At 57.9% G+C, this 22213-nt stretch carries 20 protein-coding genes and 2 pseudogenes; 3 read left to right on the forward strand and 19 right to left on the reverse strand.

The window, feature by feature from the left end:
• Window positions 1-146: 146 nt before the first annotated feature.
• From ACHMXK_RS12430 to flgB, 18 genes and pseudogenes are all read right to left on the reverse strand, one after another.
• Window positions 147-1571: a methyl-accepting chemotaxis protein gene (locus tag ACHMXK_RS12430; protein WP_397440751.1), complete on the reverse strand. Its 1425-nt coding sequence runs from the start codon at window positions 1569-1571 to the stop codon at window positions 147-149.
• A 17-nt stretch (window positions 1572-1588) separates the two neighbouring features.
• The gene (locus ACHMXK_RS12435; protein ID WP_397440753.1) at window positions 1589-1765 is read right to left on the reverse strand and encodes a hypothetical protein; all 177 of its coding nucleotides are present in this window, start codon (window positions 1763-1765) and stop codon (window positions 1589-1591) included.
• A 171-nt stretch (window positions 1766-1936) separates the two neighbouring features.
• Complete coding sequence (locus tag ACHMXK_RS12440; protein WP_397440755.1) at window positions 1937-3649, reverse strand: methyl-accepting chemotaxis protein; 1713 nt, start codon at window positions 3647-3649, stop codon at window positions 1937-1939.
• 53 nt (window positions 3650-3702) lie between these two features.
• Entirely contained in the window at window positions 3703-4221 is a 519-nt protein-coding gene (locus ACHMXK_RS12445) for a chemotaxis protein CheW (protein ID WP_397440757.1), read from the reverse strand.
• Window positions 4222-4387: 166 nt separating this feature from the next.
• A complete protein-coding gene (locus ACHMXK_RS12450; protein WP_397440759.1) occupies window positions 4388-6064 on the reverse strand; it encodes a methyl-accepting chemotaxis protein in 1677 nt (558 codons plus the stop codon).
• A 51-nt stretch (window positions 6065-6115) separates the two neighbouring features.
• Window positions 6116-7714 carry a methyl-accepting chemotaxis protein gene (locus ACHMXK_RS12455; protein WP_397440761.1) on the reverse strand — a complete coding sequence of 533 codons (1599 nt, stop codon included), beginning with the start codon at window positions 7712-7714 and terminating at the stop codon, window positions 6116-6118.
• A gap of 100 nt (window positions 7715-7814) precedes the next feature.
• A complete protein-coding gene (locus ACHMXK_RS12460; protein WP_397440763.1) occupies window positions 7815-9503 on the reverse strand; it encodes a methyl-accepting chemotaxis protein in 1689 nt (562 codons plus the stop codon).
• Between the two features lie 131 nt (window positions 9504-9634).
• The gene (locus tag ACHMXK_RS12465) at window positions 9635-11389 is read right to left on the reverse strand and encodes a methyl-accepting chemotaxis protein (protein ID WP_397440765.1); all 1755 of its coding nucleotides are present in this window, start codon (window positions 11387-11389) and stop codon (window positions 9635-9637) included.
• A gap of 20 nt (window positions 11390-11409) precedes the next feature.
• On the reverse strand, window positions 11410-11928 hold the full coding sequence (locus ACHMXK_RS12470) for a chemotaxis protein CheW (protein ID WP_397440767.1): 519 nt from the start codon (window positions 11926-11928) through the stop codon (window positions 11410-11412).
• A 96-nt stretch (window positions 11929-12024) separates the two neighbouring features.
• Entirely contained in the window at window positions 12025-12984 is a 960-nt protein-coding gene (gene flgJ / locus ACHMXK_RS12475) for a flagellar assembly peptidoglycan hydrolase FlgJ (protein WP_397440769.1), read from the reverse strand.
• 41 nt (window positions 12985-13025) lie between these two features.
• Entirely contained in the window at window positions 13026-14222 is a 1197-nt protein-coding gene (locus tag ACHMXK_RS12480; protein WP_397440771.1) for a flagellar basal body P-ring protein FlgI, read from the reverse strand.
• Complete coding sequence (locus ACHMXK_RS12485; protein ID WP_397442514.1) at window positions 14183-14869, reverse strand: flagellar basal body L-ring protein FlgH; 687 nt, start codon at window positions 14867-14869, stop codon at window positions 14183-14185. Before ACHMXK_RS12485 ends, ACHMXK_RS12480 begins: the two co-directional genes overlap by 40 nt.
• Window positions 14870-14877: 8 nt before the next feature.
• Window positions 14878-15660 (reverse strand): flagellar basal-body rod protein FlgG, encoded by a 783-nt coding sequence (gene flgG, locus ACHMXK_RS12490; RefSeq protein WP_397440773.1) that lies wholly within the window; start codon window positions 15658-15660, stop codon window positions 14878-14880.
• 67 nt (window positions 15661-15727) lie between these two features.
• A pseudogene (gene flgF, locus ACHMXK_RS12495) lies at window positions 15728-16472 on the reverse strand (flagellar basal-body rod protein FlgF).
• Between the two features lie 67 nt (window positions 16473-16539).
• Window positions 16540-17803, reverse strand: a pseudogene (gene flgE, locus ACHMXK_RS12500) (flagellar hook protein FlgE).
• A gap of 57 nt (window positions 17804-17860) precedes the next feature.
• Window positions 17861-18526 carry a flagellar hook assembly protein FlgD gene (locus ACHMXK_RS12505; RefSeq protein WP_397440775.1) on the reverse strand — a complete coding sequence of 222 codons (666 nt, stop codon included), beginning with the start codon at window positions 18524-18526 and terminating at the stop codon, window positions 17861-17863.
• Between the two features lie 32 nt (window positions 18527-18558).
• A complete protein-coding gene (gene flgC, locus ACHMXK_RS12510) occupies window positions 18559-18975 on the reverse strand; it encodes a flagellar basal body rod protein FlgC (RefSeq protein WP_397440777.1) in 417 nt (138 codons plus the stop codon).
• Window positions 18976-18995: 20 nt separating this feature from the next.
• The gene (gene flgB, locus ACHMXK_RS12515; RefSeq protein ID WP_397440779.1) at window positions 18996-19400 is read right to left on the reverse strand and encodes a flagellar basal body rod protein FlgB; all 405 of its coding nucleotides are present in this window, start codon (window positions 19398-19400) and stop codon (window positions 18996-18998) included.
• A 198-nt stretch (window positions 19401-19598) separates the two neighbouring features.
• On the opposite strand from flgB, the gene flgA reads away from it, so the two are divergent.
• The 3 genes from flgA to ACHMXK_RS12530 all read left to right on the forward strand — a co-directional run bounded on the left by flgA (window position 19599) and on the right by ACHMXK_RS12530 (window position 21278).
• Entirely contained in the window at window positions 19599-20447 is an 849-nt protein-coding gene (flgA, locus tag ACHMXK_RS12520; RefSeq protein ID WP_397440781.1) for a flagellar basal body P-ring formation chaperone FlgA, read from the forward strand.
• 82 nt (window positions 20448-20529) lie between these two features.
• On the forward strand, window positions 20530-20823 hold the full coding sequence (gene flgM, locus ACHMXK_RS12525; RefSeq protein WP_397440783.1) for a flagellar biosynthesis anti-sigma factor FlgM: 294 nt from the start codon (window positions 20530-20532) through the stop codon (window positions 20821-20823).
• Window positions 20820-21278: a flagella synthesis protein FlgN gene (locus ACHMXK_RS12530; RefSeq protein WP_397440785.1), complete on the forward strand. Its 459-nt coding sequence runs from the start codon at window positions 20820-20822 to the stop codon at window positions 21276-21278. The genes flgM and ACHMXK_RS12530 overlap by 4 nt, the downstream gene beginning before the upstream one ends.
• A gap of 178 nt (window positions 21279-21456) precedes the next feature.
• Here ACHMXK_RS12530 and ACHMXK_RS12535 read toward each other — a convergent pair whose 3' ends face one another.
• The gene (locus ACHMXK_RS12535; RefSeq protein WP_397440787.1) at window positions 21457-22200 is read right to left on the reverse strand and encodes an RNA polymerase sigma factor FliA; all 744 of its coding nucleotides are present in this window, start codon (window positions 22198-22200) and stop codon (window positions 21457-21459) included.
• Window positions 22201-22213: the final 13 nt, after the last annotated feature.

Genomic DNA, 22213 nt, shown 5'->3' on the forward strand with positions numbered 1-22213 from the left:
TGAAGGGAAAGGGCTCATTTATTTGCCGCCATTTCCCAGCTCACTGGCGGGTCAGCTGGGGTGAGGAAAATGTGACTGACTCATAAGTGCAAAAGGGAAGCCGGCCAAAGGCACGGCTTCCCGCTCAAGGCTACCTGCCCTGGCCCTTAAAACGTTTCCCAATCGCCACCTGCAGCAGCAGCCGGCGCGGCAATCGCCTGCTTGGCGGCGGGTGGCTGCTTCGGGGCTTTGTTCGGCTTGCTGCTACTGGCAGCGGCCGGACGTTTGGCCTGAGTCACATGGATTTGCTGTTCGTTGTCCAGCTTGAACACACTCACCACTTGCGACAAACCACTGGCCTGCTCCTGCAGCGAAGCCGCAGCCGCAGCCGCCTCTTCAACCAAAGCCGCGTTCTGCTGCGTCACCTGGTCCATCTGGGTGATGGCCTGGTTGATCTGTTCTATGCCCGAGGTCTGCTCCTGGCTGGCCGCCGTGATCTCGGCCATGATGTCGGTCACGCGTTTGACGCTGTCGACAATTTCGTCCATGGTTTTGCCGGCTTCGGCCACCTGTTTGCTGCCTTCTTCGACTTTGTCCACCGAGTCACCGATCAGGGTCTTGATTTCTTTCGCGGCAGCAGCGGAACGCTGAGCCAGGTTTCTGACTTCTGCAGCCACGACAGCAAAACCTCGTCCTTGTTCGCCAGCCCGCGCTGCCTCAACGGCCGCATTCAAAGCCAGGATGTTGGTCTGGAAGGCAATCCCGTCGATCACCCCGATGATGTCGACAATCTTGCGCGACGAGGCATTGATGGCGCCCATGGTGCCCACCACTTCGGCGACCACGCTGCCACCGCGCACGGCCACGCTGGAAGCGGATACCGCCAGTTGATTCGCCTGGCGCGCGTTGTCGGCATTCTGTTTGACGGTGGAGGTCAACTCTTCCATGGACGCAGCGGTTTCTTCCAGGGAACTGGCTTGTTCTTCGGTGCGGGAGGACAAGTCCTGGTTGCCGGAGGCGATCTGGCTGGAGGCCGCCGCTATCGTGACGCTCGACTGACGGATATTGTCAATCACCCGAACCAGCTCTTGCTGCATCCGGTGGATCGCATGCAACAGGCTGCTGCTATCCCCCTTGCGAACATCCACATGCACGGTCAAGTCCCCAGCGGCCACGCGGTCCACAATATCCGCCGCATAACCTGGCTCTCCGCCGATCTGGCGTCCCAGCACACGCGCCACCACCAGACCGAGCCCGACGCTGACGACAATGCCGGCCAACACCAGCAACATCATCATCAAGCGGGATGTTGTGTAGGTGGCATTGGCAGCCTCCATACCCGACTTGGCCAACTCGTCGCTGTACTCAACAATTTTCTTGAGTACGTCCTCGATCACACGAGATTCTTTTAACAACAGGATGCTGTCATCGGCCACCCGGCTTTCGTATTGCGAGGCATCCAGAGGTTGTTTGGCCAGCAAGGCCACAAAAGCCGTCATTTGGGCCTTGAGGCCCGGCAATTTACTCTCGTATTGCTGGTACAAAGCCAAACCCTCGGCGCTGGCCGCCAGCAAAGGGTTCGCCACGGCCATATTGGCCTCCAGCGCAGTCAGGGCTGCCTGGATGTTTTTGGCATCGGCGTTACGCTCTCCATGGTCGAGGCAGCCAACAGACCCATCTGCGCACGGCTGGCGTAGAGCAGGTGGATATTGGCCTCCTGGACTTCCTTGAGTACGCGTACATCCTTGTTATAGAGGTTATCCGTGGCTTCGCTGATACGCCCCATGTGAAAGATACCCCAGCGAGCCGATGGCGGCGCCAATCATCGCAACGATGAGAAAACTGAAAATCAGTTTGGCCGTTACACGGAGCTTGAAAAACCATTGCATATAACTTTTGTCCTTTAGTGGCTGCCGCGGCAGCCGTTTTTTTTGAACGCTTGGCAGCGTCACGGAAATTAAAATGTCTCCCAGGCCCCGCCTGCACCCGATGCGCCGGCCTGAGCCAGTTGCTGGTGCGTTGGCGCGGCAATCGCCTGCTTGGCAGCGGGTGGCTGCTTCGGGGCTTTGTTCGGCTTGCTGCTGCTGGCAGCGGCCGGACGTTTGGCCTGAGTCACATGGATTTGCTGTTCGTTGTCCAGCTTGAACACACTCACCACTTGCGACAAACCACTGGCCTGCTCCTGCAGCGAAGCCGCAGCCGCAGCCGCCTCTTCAACCAAAGCCGCGTTCTGCTGCGTCACCTGGTCCATCTGGGTGATGGCCTGGTTGATCTGTTCTATGCCCGAGGTCTGCTCCTGGCTGGCCGCCGTGATCTCGGCCATGATGTCGGTGACACGTTTGACGCTGTCGACAATTTCATCCATGGTTTTGCCGGCTTCGGCCACCTGTTTGCTGCCCTCTTCGACTTTGTCCACCGAATCACCAATCAGGGTCTTGATCTCTTTGGCGGCAGCCGCGGAGCGCTGGGCCAGGTTGCGCACTTCGGCCGCCACCACGGCAAACCCTCGTCCCTGCTCGCCGGCTCTGGCGGCTTCCACTGCCGCGTTCAAGGCCAGGATATTGGTCTGGAAGGCAATGCCGTCGATGACACCGATGATGTCAACAATCTTGCGCGACGAGGCATTGATGGCGCCCATGGTGCCCACCACTTCGGCGACCACGCTACCGCCTCTGACAGCCACGCTGGAAGCAGACACCGCCAGTTGATTGGCCTGTCTGGCGTTGTCAGCATTCTGTTTGACGGTGGACGTCAACTCTTCCATGGAAGCCGCGGTTTCTTCCAGCGAGCTGGCTTGTTCTTCGGTGCGCGAGGACAGATCCTGGTTGCCGGAGGCGATCTGGCTGGAGGCCGTGGCGATGGTGTCGGACCCCTGGCGAACATTTCCCACCAGAACAGCCAGATTGGACTGCATATTCTTCAAAGCCTGCAGCAGTTCTGCCGCTTCATCCCGCCCCACACTCTCGATGGGCTGAGAGAGATCGCCGTCAGCAATAAAACGAGCACTGCGAGCGGCCTGTTTCAGCGGTCTGACGATCGAGCGGCTCAGGACAAAGGCTGACGCAGCTCCCAGCATCAGGGCCAGCACGGCGCCCACGATCAGTATCAGCCGGCCTTGGGCCGCATTTTCTTCAGCACGTGTGAGCGAGGCGTCATATATCGCCTGCTGGCGACTTTCCAGTTGGTGAATGGACTCGCTGTAGGCGATCGCAAGGGGCTTGAGGTCGCGCTCAAGCGCAGCCGTCACGTCTTCTCCGGCCTGCTTCTTTTTGAGCATGGCCGCCCGGGGAGAGCGGTAGGCTTCACGCGCGGCATCGATGTTGGCAATCAGCTTCTTGCCTTCTTCCGACTGAACCAGTTCGATGATGCGTTTGCGCGAGGCCAGCGAGATCTCCGACGTTTTATCCATGTCAGCCTGCCACATTGGCATGCGACTGGTGTCGGCGTCAAGCACAGCGGCCCGAGTGCGTATCCAGTTCATATCAATTGTCTGACGCCATTGGACGGCCATCTTGAGTTTTTCGCTGTCTTCCGTGCCCAACTGGCGAGCGGTGGCGCCTAGTTCCTGCAAACGCCAAACGCCGATGATGGCAATCACCGCCGTGATCAACAAAATCAAACCAAATGCCAGCGCGAGGCGGCTGCCTACCTTGATGTTATTGAGTGTCATGATCGAAACATTTCAAAAAGAAGTACGGCTACTCAGGATTCAGGTTTGCGTTGTTACGCGGCGATTTTTTCGACCAGGCCCATGTCATCGCTGGTCATGAGGCGGTCCAGATCGACCAGGATCAACATACGTTCATCCAGCGTGCCCAGGCCAATCAGGTACTCGGTGTCCAGCACAGAACCCATCTCGGGCGCGGGCTTGACTTGTTCCGGCGTCAGGGTGATCACATCCGAAACGCTGTCCACAACCATGCCCATGACCCGGCTGGCGATGTTCAGAATAATCACCACCGTGAACTGGTCGTAGGTCGGCGTGCCCAGGTTGAACTTGATACGCATATCTATGATGGGCACGATGATGCCGCGCAGATTGACCACACCCTTGATGTGTTCCGGCGCATTGGCAATACGCGTCACCGCGTCGTAGCCGCGCAACTCCTGCACCTTCTGAATATCGATGCCGTACTCTTCCTGCCCCAAGGTAAAGGCCAGGAATTCCAGGGCCTTGGGAGCCGACGCGCCGGAAGACACATCAGCAGCAGTCGAGTGAAGGTTGCTTGTTTTTGCGTGCATGTGCACTCCTTGAAACAAAGTAGTGGTGACACGCCCAGCCAAGCGCCCACCGACCAGGGGACTGAAAAGCAATGCTGTTGACAGAAACTTACATCTGCTTATCGGCCGAATCCTGAAAAACTTTAGCCCCGTCCATACAAGCGGTCTTTTGACCGCTTTTTAAGCCTTAAAACGTTTCCCAATCCCCGGCGGCCATCGGTGCAGAAATTGCCTGCCTGGCAGCGGGTGGCTGCGTGGGCGTCTTTTTCGATTTGTGGCCGGCCACTATAGGACCTCTGGCCTGAGTCACATAAATCTGCTGTTCGTTGTCCAGCTTGAACACACTCACCACTTGCGACAAACCAATGGCCTGCTCCTGCAGGGAAGCCGCTGCGGCAGCCGCTTCTTCGACCAAAGCCGCGTTTTGCTGCGTCACCTGGTCCATCTGGGTGATGGCCTGGTTGATTTGTTCAATCCCCGAGGTCTGCTCCTGGCTGGCCGCGGTGATCTCGGCCATGATGTCGGTCACGCGTTTGACGCTGTCCACAATCTCATCCATGGTTTTTCCAGCTTCGGCCACCTGTTTACTGCCTTCTTCAACCTTGTCGACAGAGTCGCCGATCAGGGTCTTGATTTCTTTGGCGGCAGCAGCACTTCTTTGCGCCAGGTTGCGCACTTCGGCGGCAACCACCGCAAAACCTCTACCCTGCTCGCCGGCTCTTGCGGCCTCAACCGCTGCATTCAAAGCCAGGATGTTGGTCTGGAAGGCAATGCCGTCGATGACACCGATGATGTCGACAATCTTCCGGGACGACGCATTGATCGCGCCCATGGTGCCCACCACTTCGGCAACCACGCTGCCACCGCGCACGGCGACGCTGGAGGCAGAAACCGCCAGTTGATTCGCCTGTCTGGCGTTGTCGGCGTTTTGCTTGACGGTACTCGTCAGTTCCTCCATGGAGGCTGCGGTCTCTTCCAGGGAGCTGGCTTGTTCTTCGGTGCGCGAGGACAAATCCTGGTTGCCGGAGGCGATCTGGCTGGAAGCCGTGGCAATGGTGTCTGTGCCCTGACGGACTTCACCGACCAATTTGGCCAAGCTGCCGTTCATGGCTTTCAAAGCTTGCATCAGCTGGCCGGTTTCGTCGCGGCTACGGACTTCGATGTGGCTGCTCAGATCGCCTGCGGCCACGGTTTCTGCCACTTTCACGGCTTCGGACAGGGGGCGGGTGATGCCGCGGGTAAGCAACCATGCGAGCAGGCATCCGGCCCCAAGGGCCACCACCGCCAATACGATCAGGCTGATTCGACCCGACCGATACAACACGTCAATGGCATCCGCCGTCTTGTCAATATTGGCCGCCTGATGAAGCGCCATATCCCGAATACTCGCGTCGTAGGCCTCCAGGGCAGGGATCAATTTGACATCGGCCAACTGAACGGCTTGCGCATGCAGGCCATCAGCCTTCATTTTTAGTGCACTTGTCCGCAGACCTATGTACGCAGCCCTTTTCGCCGTGCTCTCTTCATACAACTTCTTCTCTTCCGGAGTATCGAGCAAGTCAAAGAGTTTTTTTGAATTGTCGGTAATCTCCAGGCTGGTTTTGGAGATGCCTTTCTGGAAGTACTTCTGATCTTCCGGGTCGGTACTTTTTACCAGCGCAAATGTACGCACGCTGTTGGTACTGGTGGCCACCAACCACTGGGCCGCCAGCCGTTCCTTGACCAGTGCATTTTTGACCATTTCCTCCGTGGCTTCACCGACATTCTGGAGCCGCCAAACGCCGAGTCCTGCAATGATGGCCAGAAGAATGAGCATCACCGCAAAACCTATGCCCAGACGAATCCCGATTTTCAAGTTCTTCATGCGCACCGCTCCATTAGTTGTTAAAAAGCACGGGGGAAATCCCGCTAAAACTCAACGCATAACATGTGACGTGAAAATGCCGACGGCTTGCGCGAGTCCACCCGCCTGCTCTCTCAGCGCGCCAGCCGCCGCGGCAGATTCCTCCACCAGCGCCGCGTTTTGCTGGGTCACCTGGTCCATCTGGGTGATGGCCTGGTTAACTTGCTCGATGCCAGCCGTCTGCTCCTGGCTGGCCGCGCTGATCTCTGCGATGATCCCGGTCACGCGTTTCACGCTATCCACGACCTCCTCCATGGTCTTGCCCGCGTCTTCTGCAAGCTGGCTGCCTGCATCCACTCTTGCCACCGAATCGTCGATCAAGACCTTGATCTCCTTGGCCGCCACCGCGCTGCGCTGTGCCAGGTTCCTGACCTCGCCAGCCACCACCGCAAAGCCCCTGCCCTGCTCGCCGGCCCGAGCGGCTTCAACCGCAGCGTTCAGGGCCAGGATGTTGGTCTGAAAAGCAATGCCATCAATCACACCAATGATGTCGGCGATCTTTTTGGAGGAGGTGTTGATGGAGTTCATGGTATCCACGACCTGGCCAACCACGGCGCCACCCTTGACTGCGACCTCCGAAGCCGTCACAGCCAGTTGACTCGCCTGCCGCGCGTTATGTGCGTTTTGTTTAACCGTGGAAGTCAATTCCTCCATGGATGCTGCCGTTTCCTCCAGGGAACTGGCCTGCTGCTCGGTTCTGGCTGACAAGTCCAGATTGCCTGCAGCGATTTGCCGAGAGGCTGTCGCCAGGCCACCCACGTTGGCGCCGACATCCGCCACAATCGCAACGAGGTTGGCGCTCATCTGATTCAAGGCGCGTAGCAACTGCTTTGTTTCGTCTTCGGGCTTGATCTGAAACTTGACCAGGTCACCTCCCGCAATGGCTCGCGCCACAGACACGGCTTGATCCAGTGGCTGGAAAATCGTGCGGTCAAGAAAGTAGCCGAAACCGGCCCAGGCCAGGGACGCGCCCGCGACACAAGCCGCGAGCACACCGGGAAGCCAGCTCTGGGCATTGGCCGACTGCGTGATGCGCGTGGCTTCCCACCAGCCTACGGCACCCAGGCCCAGCGTCAGAACAGCCGCAGTCAGTGTGACCCCCAAAACCCGCTGCCGGATGGGGACACGGCGCAAGGAGGCTATGGGACTCAGCCCGCCCCGCTTGATGACTTCGCCCTGCAGAATCATCAGGCCGCTCGCCTGGCCATCCCGGATCTTGCGATAAATCTGCTCCGCTCCGGCGATCTCCGCGTGGTCAGCTTTGCTGCGCACAGACATGTAGCCTTCCGTCGCGCCCTTGCGGCGTATGGGTGTCACGTTCGCCAGCACCCAATAGAAGTCGCCGTTTTTGCGCCTGTTCTTGACCAAGCCGGTCCACGGCAAGCCCTGGCCCAGGGTTTCCCACATGTCTGCGAAAGCCTCTTTCGGCATGTCTGGATGCCGGACTATGTTGTGAGCTTTCCCCATGAGTTCATCCAGGGTGTAGCCGCTGACCTCGACAAAAGACGGGTTGGCATAGGTGATCCGCCCCTTGAGATCGGTGCGGGACACAAGCGCCGCGTCCTTGGACAATTCGTATTCTTTTTTCGTGATGGGTAAGTTGACACGCATGAGCTAAGCAGTTTTCTATGTTTTTAGATATCAATCTCTGATGCTCGACCCGCGTTAGAGAAACTTTAAAGTCCCGGGCCATGCAATCACTTAACAACGCTTAAAAGGTTTCCCAATCCCCGCCGGCCATCGCCGGCGCGGCAATCGCCTGTTGGACCGCGGGTGGCTGCACCGGGGCTTTTTTCGGCTTGCTGCTGGCTGCCGCCGGGCGCCTGGCCGGAGTCACATGGATCTGCTGCTCGTTGTCCAGCTTGAACACACTGACCACCTGGGACAAACCACTGGCCTGTTCCTGCAGAGAGGCCGCAGCGGCAGCCGCTTCTTCGACCAGCGCCGCGTTTTGCTGCGTCACCTGGTCCATCTGGGTGATGGCCTGGTTGATTTGTTCAATCCCCGAGGTCTGCTCCTGGCTGGCCGCGGTGATCTCGGCCATGATGTCGGTCACGCGTTTGACGCTGTCCACAATCTCATCCATGGTTTTTCCAGCTTCGGCCACCTGTTTACTGCCTTCTTCAACCTTGTCGACAGAGTCGCCGATCAGGGTCTTGATTTCTTTGGCGGCAGCAGCACTTCTTTGCGCCAGGTTGCGCACTTCGGCGGCAACCACCGCAAAACCTCTACCCTGCTCGCCGGCTCTTGCGGCCTCAACCGCTGCATTCAAAGCCAGGATGTTGGTCTGGAAGGCAATGCCGTCGATGACACCGATGATGTCGACAATCTTCCGGGACGACGCATTGATCGCGCCCATGGTGCCCACCACTTCGGCAACCACGCTGCCACCGCGCACGGCGACGCTGGAGGCAGAAACCGCCAGTTGATTCGCCTGTCTGGCGTTGTCGGCGTTTTGCTTGACGGTACTCGTCAGTTCCTCCATGGAGGCTGCGGTCTCTTCCAGGGAGCTGGCTTGTTCTTCGGTGCGGGAAGACAGATCCTGGTTGCCGGAGGCGATCTGGCTGGAAGCTGTGGCGATGGTGTCTGTGCCTTGCCTTACTTCGCCGACCACCTTGGACAGGCTGTCGTTCATGTGCTTGAGGGCTTGCATGAGCTGGCCGGTTTCGTCCCGCGAGCTCACAACAATCGTGCTACTGAGGTCGCCGCTGGCGACGGTTTCGGCCAGCTGGACGGCTTGGTTCAGCGGGCGGGTGATGCTGCGCGAGATGAGAAGTGCGCAGAAGGCACCAATGAGCACCGAAAGAATCGCCAGCAAGACCAACAGATTGAAGCTGCGGGCATTGGCGGCTTCGATGTCACGTCCAATGTCGTCGATAGCCTTGCGCTCAAGCGAAAGGAGTTCCAGCACCTGGTTTTCATACGCTTTGGCAGCAGGCATGAAATTTTCATTGAAAAGGCGCTCGCCTTCTGCGGAATTTCCAGCGGCCTTCGCCTTCATCACCAGTTCTTTGCCTGCCTGGTATTTTGCGCGGGCCCCAGAAATCAACTTGTAGAGCGACTTCTCTTCATCCGCCACGAGAAGTGGCTCGACCTTCTTGATGGTTGCGGTTCCCTTCGCGGAACTGGCGGCAATCACGTCAGCGAAAGTCACTGAAAGTGTTTCATCCGAACTTCTGGCAATCAAGGCTGTCCGCGCGATGGCCGAATAGGTCAGAACATACCAATCCGAAACAAGCCGCTCTTTGGCCAAAGGGCCTTCCAGCATATGCTGGGTTTCTTGTGCATTGCTTCTTGCACTGATCAAGGCATAGGAAGTTGAAACAATGGACAAAGCCAAAACAATGGCGAATCCAATGGCCAGGCGCGTTCCGATTCGCACATTAGGTAGGAAATTCATGGTGTGGGCGCTTGGGTTTGGAGTAGACATTAACGTTGGCTGAGACCGTAGGACACTTGGTTTATTCCGCGAATTGAATCGTTTTTTCAGCGTCGACCTTTGAACTTATTGGAGTTTTCCTGGGAGATTTTTTAAAACTCTTCCCAATCCCCCGCGCCCGTCGCCGCTGCCAGTTGCCTGGCAGGCTGAGCATCGCGGCCCGGCTTCGTGGACGAACTGCGCCTGGACGCGGCAATCGCCGGCTTGGCCGCTGGCGGCTGGGTGAAGGCGCTTTTCTGGAAGCCGGGCTTGGCGCGACGGGGTGAGGCGCCGTAGTTCAGCTGCGTCTGCGTTTGCGTCTGGTCAAGCCTGAACACGCTCACCACCTGGGACAGGCCGTCTGCCTGTTCCTGCAGCGATTGGGCGGCGGCGGCCGCTTCTTCCACCAGCGCTGCATTCTGTTGCGTCACCTGGTCCATCTGCGTGATGGCCTGGTTGATTTGCTCGATGCCCGAGGTCTGTTCCTGGCTGGCGGCCGTGATCTCGGCCATGATGTCGGTCACACGTTTGACGCTGTCGACAATTTCGTCCATGGTTTTGCCGGCTTCGGCCACCTGTTTGCTGCCCTCTTCGACTTTGTCCACCGAGTCACCGATCAGGGTCTTGATCTCTTTCGCGGCTGCAGCACTTCTTTGGGCCAGGTTGCGCACTTCGGCGGCGACCACGGCAAAACCTCGTCCCTGCTCGCCGGCTCTGGCGGCTTCCACGGCCGCATTCAAAGCCAGGATGTTGGTCTGGAAGGCAATGCCGTCGATGACACCGATGATGTCGCCAATCTTGCGCGACGAGGCATTGATGGCACCCATGGTGCCCACCACTTCGGCGACCACACTGCCGCCGCGCACGGCAACGCTGGAAGCGGATACCGCCAGTTGGTTGGCCTGGCGCGCGTTGTCGGCATTCTGTTTGACGGTGGACGTCAACTCTTCCATAGATGCTGCAGTTTCCTCCAGGGAACTGGCTTGTTCTTCGGTGCGGGAAGACAGGTCCTGGTTGCCGGAGGCGATCTGGCTGGAGGCCGTGGCGATGGTGTCCGTACCTTGGCGCACTTCACCCACCACCTTGGCCAGGCTGTCGTTCATGGCTTTGAGTGCTTGCATCAGCTGGCCGGTTTCGTCGCGAGAGCTCACGACAATCGTGCCGCCGAGGTCACCAGCGGCCACGGTTTGGGCAACTTTTACAGCTTCGGACAGGGGTCGGGCAATCATGCGTGCGATCCAAAGCGCAAGAATCAGCCCCACACCGATACTCCCCAGAAGAAGGCCAATGACCCAAACCTTTGCCAGGGCATAAACCTCATCACCCATTTCGCTGGCCTTGGTGCCGCCGTCCGTATTCAGCTTGACCAACTTATCGGTAAGAAGAATCAGCTCGCGATTCAAACGCAACGATTCGCCCCGGATCAACGCCTTTGCCTCCTCGTCCCTCTGCTGTCGAGACAGGCCAACAATTTTTTCATGCTCCAGAGCGTATTGATTCAAAAGTTTGCTGTATTCAGGGTAAGTCGCTTTTTCTTCAGGCTCGGAGATCAGTTGCTCATATTGAGCCTTGCTTTTTTGCCATGTGGCCCAGGTTTCTGCCATTGATTTTTCGTAGTCAATTTTCTCTGCTTCGACGTTGGCCAACACATGTTGTGCTTCCTGCGCGCGGTAGCGCGCCATATAGGCCTTCATTTCGAGCAGTGACTGGGTGGATGGCATCCAATTTTTTGCCAAGTCTGTCGACATCTGATTGACTTTCGTCAACTGCATCACAGAAAAGACACCAAGAACCGCGGTCAAGGTGAGTACGGCAAGAAACGACAGCAACAATTTGGTCGCAATCTTGAGGTTGTAAAACGCTTGCATGATCTTTTGGTTTACGTTGTTTAAGCGGCTATTTTTTCGACCAGGCCCATGTCATCGCTGGTCATCAAGCGGTCCAGATCGACCAAGATCAGCATGCGTTCATCCAGCGTGCCCAGGCCAATCAAATACTCGGTGTCCAGCACCGAACCCATCTCGGGCGCGGGCTTGACTTGTTCCGGCGTCAGGGTGATCACGTCAGAGACGCTGTCCACCACCATCCCCATGACCCGGCTGGCGATGTTCAGAATAATCACCACCGTGAACTGGTCGTAGGTCGGCGTGCCCAGGTTGAACTTGATACGCATATCGATGATGGGCACGATGATGCCGCGCAGATTGACCACACCCTTGATGTGTTCCGGCGCATTGGCAATACGTGTGACGGCGTCGTAGCCGCGCAACTCCTGCACCTTCTGGATATCGATGCCGTACTCTTCCTGGCCCAGCTTGAAAGCCAGGAATTCCAGGGCCTTGCTCGTTGAGGCGCTGGAAGACGTCGGAGCCGCAGTCGGGTGAGGGTTGTTTGTGTTTGCGTGCATGTGCACTCCTTTGGACAATAGTTGTTGGAGGCACCAGTGGCCACTCAAGCCCTGCGCTGGTGCGTATGTGATGTCATCAACGACGCCGAAAAAGATTTACGTCATTTGCTTCATGATGCGAACCAGTTTTCCGGCGTATTGCGGATCTGTCGCATAACCGGCGCGCTGCAGGCCATGCGCAGCTTCGGCAGGATCCTGCGTGGCCAGCACGTTGGCATAACGCGGATTGGTCACCAGAAATTTGGCGTAATCGGAAAATGCCTCGTCGTAAGAGCCATAGGCACGAAACGCCGCCTGGCTCTTTTGAGCGACACCGTTGACATATTCAGTTGTCGTGGTTTCAACGACCGGCCCTTTCCAGCTCCTGTCCGCCTTGATGCCAAACAGGTTGTAACTGGTGCCGCCGTCTCCTGCGCGTATTTCACGCCGGCCCCAGCCTGACTCCAGGGCCGCTTGAGCCATGATCAGTTGGGCAGGAACACCGCTGGCTTCGCTGGCTCGCTGAGCGGCGGGCAACATGCGCGAGACAAATTGCTCAACATGGGCTTGCGGCAAGGCACTCCGGCTTAGCGTGGCTTGTCCGGTCGCCGCTTCGTAGAAGGAAAGATCGGGTGCACGCGTCTGTGGCGACGTCACTTCTGGTAGAAGCTTCAAACCCGGGGTGCCGGGAAGGCCTTGTGATTTTTCGGAGGGGCGTTCAAGCGGATACCCCTTGGTCGATGGTAGCTGCTCTGCGGTATCACCGCGCATGTTGCGACTCAGCTGTGCATACATGGCTTCAGCCAGGCCAAGACCCCGTCCGGAAAGATTCTGAGACAGCTGCTGATCCAGCATGGAGGTGTACATTTTTTCCTGCTGGCTGCCGAGCAGCCCGTCGGAAGGTGTCGCTTCGCGCATGCTTTTCAACACCATTTGCATGAACATCACTTCAAACTGTTTCGAAGCCTGCTTCATGCCCTCATCGGGTGACGTGCGGACCGTGCGGCGCAAAGCATCAACGCCTTGTACATCCAGCGACAAACGCTGGTCCAGAACGCCACCGTTTGCGGGTTGCATGGCGCTGAGGCTGGAGGACGCGGAATTACTCACAAACAACCTTAAATAATCTCGAGCTCGGCACGCAGGGCGCCGGCCGCCTTCATGGCTTGCAGGATGGACAGAAGATCCTGCGGATTGGCGCCCAGAGTATTCAGGCCCTTGATCACATCCGCCAGGGAGGCTCCCCCACGCACGACCTGCAGTGCGCCACCACCTTGGTTGAGTTCAATCTGCGATCGCTGCGTCGCGACCGTCCGTCCACCAGAGAGTGGGTTGGGCTGGCTGATCACGGGCTCGGTGTTGATCACGACCGACAAATTGCCGTGCGCCACGGCACAGTCCTGGATTCGAACCGCCTGATTCATCACCACCGAACCGGTACGCGCATTGATCACCACTTTGGCCATGGCCTGCGCGGGAGAGACGTCAATATTCTCAATACGGGCCAAAAAACCAACCCGTTCTTCTGGGCGGACCGGTGCCATGACCTGAATCACCCGGGCGTCCAATGCGCTCGCTGTACCAGGGCCAAAGCTGCGATTGATGGCCTCCACCGCCTTCTGAGCCGTTCCGAAATCAGTGGTATTGAGCTCAAGCATCAAGGTGCCATCCGCTCCCAAAGACGACTCCACCGCACGCTCCACGATGGCTCCGGCAGGAATACGGCCGGAACTGAGCTGGTTGATCTTGACCTGGCTGCCATTGGCCGAAGCGCCAGCGCCACCAACGACCATGTTGCCTTGCGCCAAGGCATAAACCTGGCCATCGGCGCCCTTCAGGGGCGTCATGAGCAAGGTGCCACCTCGCAGACTCTTGGCGTTGCCCATGGACGACACGGTGACGTCTATGTTTTGCCCAGGCCGTGCAAACGGCGGCAAGGTAGCGGTCACCATCACGGCTGCCACATTTTTCAGCTGCATATTAGTACCGGGCGGCACAGTAATTCCGAGCTGTCCCAGCATATTGCTCAAGCTTTGCGTGGTGAACGGCGTCTGCATGGTCTGGTCGCCACTGCCATCCAGGCCAACCATCAAGCCATAACCAATCAAGGGGTTGTCGCGCACACCCTGAATGCTGGCGAGATCTTTCAAGCGTTCCGCCTGCGAAGGCTGCGCCATCAGGCTTGCAAGAAGCAGCAGCAACTTCAAGCCAAGCTTGACGCCGCTCAGCGCTTTCCCGCGGGCATGCTGGAGTGAAAATAATTTGTCTTGCATGGTCAGAATGGCAACACGTTGAGGAAGAAACGCTGCAGCCATCCCATGGTCTGCGCTTCGTCGATGTAACCCTTGGCGCTGTATTCGATACGGGCATCGGCCACCTGGGTCGAAGGCACGGTGTTCTGCGCGCTGACGGTGCGTGGATTCACCACGCCGGAAAAGCGGATGAACTCGGTGCCCTGGTTGATCAGCATCTGCTTTTCTCCGCTCACCAGCAAATTCCCATTGGGCAGAACTTCCACCACCGTGACCGTGATCACGCCATTGAAAGTGTTTCTGGCGTTGGCACCGCCCTTGGCGCTCATGATGTTCTTGCCACTGGCACTGGCGTCCTGGTCGCTGGAGATCAAACCGCTGATCAGCTTTGGCACCAGACCAAGCGCGGAACTGGCGCTGCCGCTGCGACTGGCATCTGCGGCCGAATTTTTGCTGGCGTTGATGCTCTCGCTCACCAGAATGGTCAGAATGTCGCCAAGATAACGTGGTCGGCGGTCTTCGAACAAGGCTTGCGCACCAAGGCCGGTTCGATAGATAGCGCCATTGACAGGAGCGACCGACCGCACGGAGGTGTCGTTTCGGGCCGTCATGGGCTGGTGAACCAAGGGCTCGCGCGGAATTTGCGCACAACCGCCCAGCAGCAAAGCAGCCACCAAGGCCCATCCCTTGAAACGGTCAGCAGCCAGCATTTTTTTGCTCACAACTGCGCCAGGCGGGCGAGCATCTGGTCAGAGGTCTGAACCGCCTTGCTGTTGATCTCATACGCACGCTGCGTCTGAATCATGTTGACCAGTTCTTCAACCACGTTGACGTTCGATGACTCGACGTAACCCTGGGCCAAAATGCCGGCGCCATTTTGGCCGGGCGCAGTCTGGTTGGCGCCACCAGAGGCATCGGTTTCGACATACAGGTTTTCACCCTTGCTTTGCAAACCGGTGGCGTTCAAAAACGTCGCCAGCTGAATCTGCCCAATCTGCACGCTGGCGGTACCGCCAGCCTGGACGACCGACACCGTGCCATCACGACCGATGGACAAGCTGGTGGCGTTTTGCGGCACTGTGATGGCGGGCTGGACGGGGAAGCCACTCGCGGTGACCAGTTGGCCATTCGCGTCCGACTGGAACGAACCGTCACGGGTGTAGGCGGTGGATCCGTCCGGCATCAGGATCTGGAAAAAACCGTCGCCATTGATGGCCACGTCTTTGGCATTTTCGGTTTTGGTCGGGTTGCCCTGGGTATGGATACGCTCGGTGGCAACAATGCGCACACCGGTACCCAGTTGCAGGCCCGAAGGCAATCGGGTTTGATCCGAGCTCTGGCCACCACTTTGCCGCATGTTCTGGTACATCAAATCTTCAAATACCGCACGGCTACGCTTGAAACCCGTGGTACCCACGTTGGCCAGGTTATTGGCAACCACGTCGAGCTGGGTCTGCTGCGCATCAAGACCGGTTTTAGCAATGGAAAGGGAACGAATCATTGGGGTAGTCCTGCGAATTGGCCTAAGCCGTTTTCATGTCAAATAGATAAGATCAAAGCTGCGTGAACTAGCTGTTGGACAGCAGTTTGTTCGCCTGCTGGTCATTGGCCTCAGCCGTCTGCAGGGTTTTCATCTGCATTTCAAAACGTCGCGCATTGGCGATCATGTCAACCATGGCCTCCACAGGATTGACATTGCTGCCCTCCAGCGCACCGGTCAACACCCGCATCGCGGGATCGGCTTGCGGCGCGGCTGCGCCAGCCTGCATGCGGAAGAGGCCATCATCGCCACGCACCAGATCCGCGGCTGGCGGGTTGACCAACTTCAGGCGGCCCACCTCTGCAGCACCAACCACCGGATCTCCCGCGCCAATCGCCGTGATCACGCCGTCATCGGCAATGACCAGAGATGATCCTGGCGGCACCACCAGCGGACCGGCCTCGCCAACCACGGGACGCGAATCCATGGTCCGCAGCTGACCATCGGCGCCGACCTGCAAGTTGCCGACGCGGGTATAAGCCTCGCTGCCATCCGGCATCTGCACTGTGAGCCAGCCGTCCCCACGCACCGCCACATCCAACGAACGGCCGGTTTGCGTCAGGGGACCCGCACGCAAATCTGCTCCCGGTGTGGTCGCGACCACCATGGCGCGCGTAGCCGCTTCCTCGCCCACAACGGGCACGGCACGAAAAGTTGTTGATCTGCGCACGAAAGCCTGGCGTGGACACGTTGGCCATGTTGTTAGCCACTGCGGCCTGCTGCTCCATCGCCTGCTTGGCACCTGTCATGCCGACATAGATCATCCGGTCCATAGTTCTCCCTTGGTTTCCTACATTTCCTTGCTGTAACGACCCGCCATTTCAGCGGGTCAAGCCAGCATCAGCGCATGTTCACCAGGGTCTGCATGACCTGGTCCTGGGTCTTGACCGTCTGTGCATTGGCCTGATAGGTGCGTTGCGCAATGATCAGATTGACCAACTCGGAGGTCAGGTCCACGTTGGAGGCCTCCAATGCGCCTGAGGCTAGCGCGCCCATCTTGGTGCCGGCACCGGGTGTTCCCGTCAATGGCTGACCCGACGAAGCGGTCTCGGACCAGAGGTTGTCGCCTACGGGCTTGAGTCCGTTTGGATTGACAAATGAGGACAGAACGACCTGCCCGAGGGTCTTGGCTTGCTCGTTGGAATACTTGCCGGTAATCGTGCCGTCCTCGTTGATCGCAAATGCCACCAGGGTGCCGGAGGTGAAGCCGTCCTGGGTCAATTTCTTGACGTCATTAACATTGCCGAACTGGGTGGTGCCAGTCACATCAACTTTAAAATTCAAGGGATTGGAGCCATTGCCAAAATTTAGAGCCGCGAAACCGATCTTGCCGCCAACCAGAGTCGATGCAGCAGTATCCAGATTGCCATTACCATCGAAAGCAAGCTTACCGCTTGTGAGCGCACCAGCAACGGGCGGAACCGTCGCATCGATTGCCCCAGTAGCATCCAGCGGTTTGCCGTCAGCGGTCGCATAAACCTGCCACGCGTTAGGCCCGGTCTTCACAAAAAAAGTGGACACCTCATGGGAGTTACCCAACGAGTCATACACCGTCACCGCATTGGCATAGTTGTAGGTGGCCGAGTCGTTGGGATCAAACGGTGTCTTCACAGGCACGGTGCTACGCGAGTCAATATTGAACTGGGCAGAGATGTTCTGCGTTGCATTTGGCGCCATAGCCCCTGTCGGCAATTGCAGGGCGCTGGGACTGCCGCCTGCGATAGAACCGTTCGCGGCCACGGCGTAGCCTGTCAAGCGCATGCCTGCCGCGTTGACGATATAGCCATCTTTGTCCTTGTCGAACTGACCATTGCGCGAATACGCGACCTCACCGCCCGGGCTGGCCAAGCGGAAAAAACCATCGCCATTGACAATCGCCACATCCAGACCACGGCTGCTGGTCTGCACGGCGCCTGAGGTGAAGTTTTCGAGAAACGCCGGCCACCTGGGTCCCCAGACCCACCCGTGAACCCGCGTAAACGTCGGAAAACAGCACACTACCGGACTTGAAGCCCACGGTTCCCGAGTTGGCAATGTTGTTACCGATGACATCGAGATTGGCTGCGGAAGCGTTCAGACCGCTTACCCCTTGTGCGAAACCCATGGTATTTCCTTCTTTTTGAAATTAATGTTTAGAGAGGCTGCCGCTTCTGGGTCAGACTCAGAGAATCAGCCGAACATCACCGAGGCCGGCTCGACGGTCCTTGCCGAGATCGAGCACCACCCCGTTGGCGCCCTGCGCCACGCTGACAACAGCGTCATAAGTGAGCGCACGTGACTGCACGGCCACATCGCCATTCATGGCTTTCACACTGACGGTGTAAGCCCCATCGCCAGCTGGTGAACCGTCGTCCTTGAGCCCATCCCAGGACATGGTCTTGAGACCCGTGGACAGACCACCCATGTCGAAAGTACGAACCGTCTCGCCCGCCGCATTGGTGATCGTGACCTTCACAGATTCGGCGGGGTACGCCGTTTCAACCGCAAAAGACACCTCTTTACCCTGATCGAGCGTCAAGTCTTTTCCTGGCACAAGCACCGTACGCCCCACCAAGGCAGCCGACTGCAAGACCTGATTGGTCCCGCTTTGGGCCAGCAGTGACTGAAACGCGCTATTGAGTTTTTCAATGCCACTGACCGTGCTCATCTGCGCCAGTTGCGAGGTCAATTGAGCGTTATCAAGGGGATTAAGGGGATCCTGGTTGTTGAGCTGGGTGACCAGCAGCTTCAGAAACCGCTGCTCGCTCTCGGCACCAGAGGTTCCCCCAGAGGCCAGCGCCCCCAGCGCACTGGTGTCATTCGTCGAGCTCACGCCATTTACTGCCATAAAAAATCTCCGGTAATTAGTAGGTCGACGGCTTACTGCCCAATCGACAGCGTTTTCAGCATCATCGTTTTGGCCGTATTCAGCACTTCGACATTGGCCTGGTAGGAACGCGAAGCCGAGATCATGTTGACCATTTCCTCGACCACGTTGACGTTGGGCATGGCCACATAACCCTCTGCATTGGCGTTCGGATTTTTGGGGTCGTGCACCATGCGCAGCGGGGACGGATCTTCAACCACCCGCGCCACCCGGACGCCGCCAATATCCTGCCCACCGGAAGGAACCATTTCAAAAACCACCTGTCGTGCCCGATAGGGTTGGCCATCCGGACCCGCGACGCTGTCTGCGTTGGCCAGATTGCTGGCCGTGGTATTCATACGCTGGGATTGCGCCGTCATGGCGGAACCCGCAATTTCAAAGATGCCCAGGGAATTATTGGAATACGGCATGTATTAGCTCCGAGCGATGACTACTGAACTGCCGACAGCAGCGACTTGATTTTTGAACCCAGAATCGTCAGGTTCGCCTCATAACGCATGGCGTTGTCAGCAAAATTGACGCGTTCCACATCCATCTCCACCGTGTTGCCATCGATGCTCGACTGATTGGGTGTTCGGTACATCAACTCAGCCTCACCGGTCGCACGCGCTTCACCCGGCAGATGCCGGGACGAGGTCGTGGCCAGTGACATGGATTGCGATTGCCTGCCGCGCTCCACCGCCTGTGCCAGACTGCTGCTGAATTCGAAGTCACGCGCCTTGAAATTAGGCGTGTCCGCGTGGGCAATATTGCCCGACAAAACTTCCTGTCGCCGTGCGCGCAAATTGAGGGCTTCCTGATGGAAGCGCAGGGCTGAATCCAGCTTGTCGATCATGTCATTCCCACTATTGAAGTCACTCACCCGTCCGGCCGCCCAGACGTCTTTAAGTGAAAATAATTGTAGGCAGCCGACTTTCGAGCAATCATCCGAACAAGTAGCTTTTCAAGCTCCAATTCAATTCTTCCTGATGCCATCACAACGGAAAATCGGGCCTTTTTCCTCAGGGGTTTAATCTGACAAAGAGGGTCTGGATTGCAACGCAGTTCAACCATTGATGCGGGCACGCAAGTCATAAAATATTTACACCGACAACCGACATCACCGCACACCGATGAGGGGCTCTTCCGAGCCACCTTACGTTCCAAAGGGATTCATGAAGAAGCCAACACGCAGCGCCCACATCGGCGGATCGCAATGACCCTGCTCATGCAGCTGGCGACAGCAGCAGCCCTGACCCAACCCGTACACAGCGCAACCCCCGCACCACTGTCCGGCAGCGCCCATCCGATCATTGAGCAGTTTTTGCTGCAACAAACAGCGGGGCTGCCCGGCAAGGTGAGCATCGCCATTGATACACCCCGATCCGGGGCTTTGCCAAGCTGCGACGTACTTGAACCCTTTCTGCCACCAGGCGCACGCCTGTGGGGACGCATTTCAGTCGGGGTGCGATGCAACACAAGCCAGCCCTGGACTCGTTATGTTCCGGCCCAGATCAAAGTAGTGGGAACATATTACGCAGCCGCACGCCATATTGACGCCGGCCAGACACTGACGCCCGCTGACGCCGAGGCGCGCGAAGGCGATCTCACCACGCTGCCGGGCGGCGTGGTCCTTGATCCAGCCCAACTGAGCGGCGTCATCGCATCGAACCGGATTGCGTCCGGATCGCCGATACGGCGCGAATTGCTGCGGGGCGCATCGATCGTTCGGCAAGGGCAAAACATCAAGGTGGTCACACAAGGGGCCGGCTTTGTCGTGAGTACCGAAGGCAAAGCCATGACAGATGCGGCAGTCGGCGTGCTGGTTCAGGTCAAAATGCAAGGGGGCCAGGTACTCAGTGGCATTCTCCGCCCTGACGGCGTCGTTGAACGATCCAACTGATTTACCAGGAGATTTATTTGGCGCACTCTAAAGTTCCCCGCTGGATGGCCGTTATAAAGGTCATACCCCCCCAGGAAACCTCATGAAAATCGATCAAAACGTCACATTTTTGAAAACTGCTGCAGGCACAGCCGCCCTGCCGTCAGCAAAAGGAGGCATTGCCGCGGAGGCGTCAAAAGCGGCCTCCGTCGCCAGCCAAGCCCGGCTGACCTCGCCTACCCCTTTATTGCCGTCGACCAATGGCGACTTCGACGCTGCCCGCGTAGCCGAGATTCGCGCAAGCATCAGTGCAGGCCGTTATCAGGTCAATACCACCAAAATTGCCGATGGCTTGCTGGCAACCGTGCATGAACTCTTGAACAAAGGAAAACCGTGAGTCGACTCCTTCTCAATCATCTGACTCGGGAGTGTGTCGCCGTCGGTGAATTCCTGGAATTGCTGGACCAGGAGGCAAACGCCATGACACATGGCGATTTCTCCAGCTTGCCGGCGCTGACCGAGCGCAAGGCACAACTCGCCGATCAAATTGCACTTCTTAGTCGTCAACGCGAAACTGAACAACTTCGCCTCGGTTTTACAACGGATCGCAGCGGAAGCGATGCTGCTGCGGCGGCCGGCGGAGAGTCGCTACAAAACGCCTGGCAGCAGCTGAAGGAGCGTGCAGCACTGGCCCGCGAACACAACTACCGCAATGGCGTGATGATTCACACGCACCTGGACTTCACCCGACAAGCCATCAACTTTTTGCACGCAGGCGGACAGTCCCTGTATGGGCCAACAGGGACGCACCACATGGGAGCCAGCAACGGCAACACTCTCGCCCAAGGGTGAGACTCTAGAGCAACTGCGGCCCATCCTGGGGTGGGTGGCCCATGTGTTGCTCCATCACGATCAGATCGTTATCAGGCGACCGCGTTCCGTCGCCACAGGCTGACATCTCCGCCTGGAACCTTTGGGCAAGCCCTTGTTTCTACACGAACCCCGGCAAAACCATGCCGGGGCATGGAGCTCAAAGCGCCTCAGCCAGGATGCCACGCAGGCGACTGATCACCTGGCTGTGCAACTGGCAAACACGTGACTGACTAACCTCCATCACAGCGCCAATCTCCCGCAGATTCAGCTCCTGCTCGTAATACAGACTGAGAAGCAAACGTTCACGCTCCGGAATGGCGTCAATCGCTTCGATCAGGCGGTGCCGCAAACCACTTTCAAGCAATTGATTGAGCGGATCTGTAACGTCGCCGCGTGCCCCCCCATCACCTCTGGCTTGCTGATCCAGAAAACTGTTTTCCTGGTCATTGCGATCAAAATCTTCGTAATACACGAGCTGACAGCCATGAATTTCCTGAAGCAGATGCTGATAGGCCTCCAGCGGCAACTGGAGTTCACCCGCGATCTCCCCTTCGGTGGGCGCACGCCCCAACTTTTGCTCCTGAACTTGAACGGCTGCCGCAACACTGCGGGAAGACTGTCGCAAACCACGCGACACCCAGTCGTTGGCGCGCAACTCATCCAGCATCGCACCTCGAATGCGCTGACTCGCATAAGTTTCAAACTTGGCACCCTGGTCATCCTGATAACGTTTGGCCGCATCCAGCAGGCCCAGCATGCCAGCCTGAATCAGATCATCCAGATCGACACTGGCGGGGAGCTTTGCAATCAGCTGCAGACCCAGGCGACGCACCAGCGGCGCATATTGCGCCAGCAAATCGGACGCCCCGGAATGGTCGATCTGTCCCTGTGATGTGTACATTGAGGATATCTCC

The sequence above is a fragment of the Polaromonas sp. UC242_47 genome (genome assembly GCF_044452385.1).
In the GTDB taxonomy this organism is placed as follows: Bacteria; Pseudomonadota; Gammaproteobacteria; order Burkholderiales; family Burkholderiaceae_C; genus Polaromonas.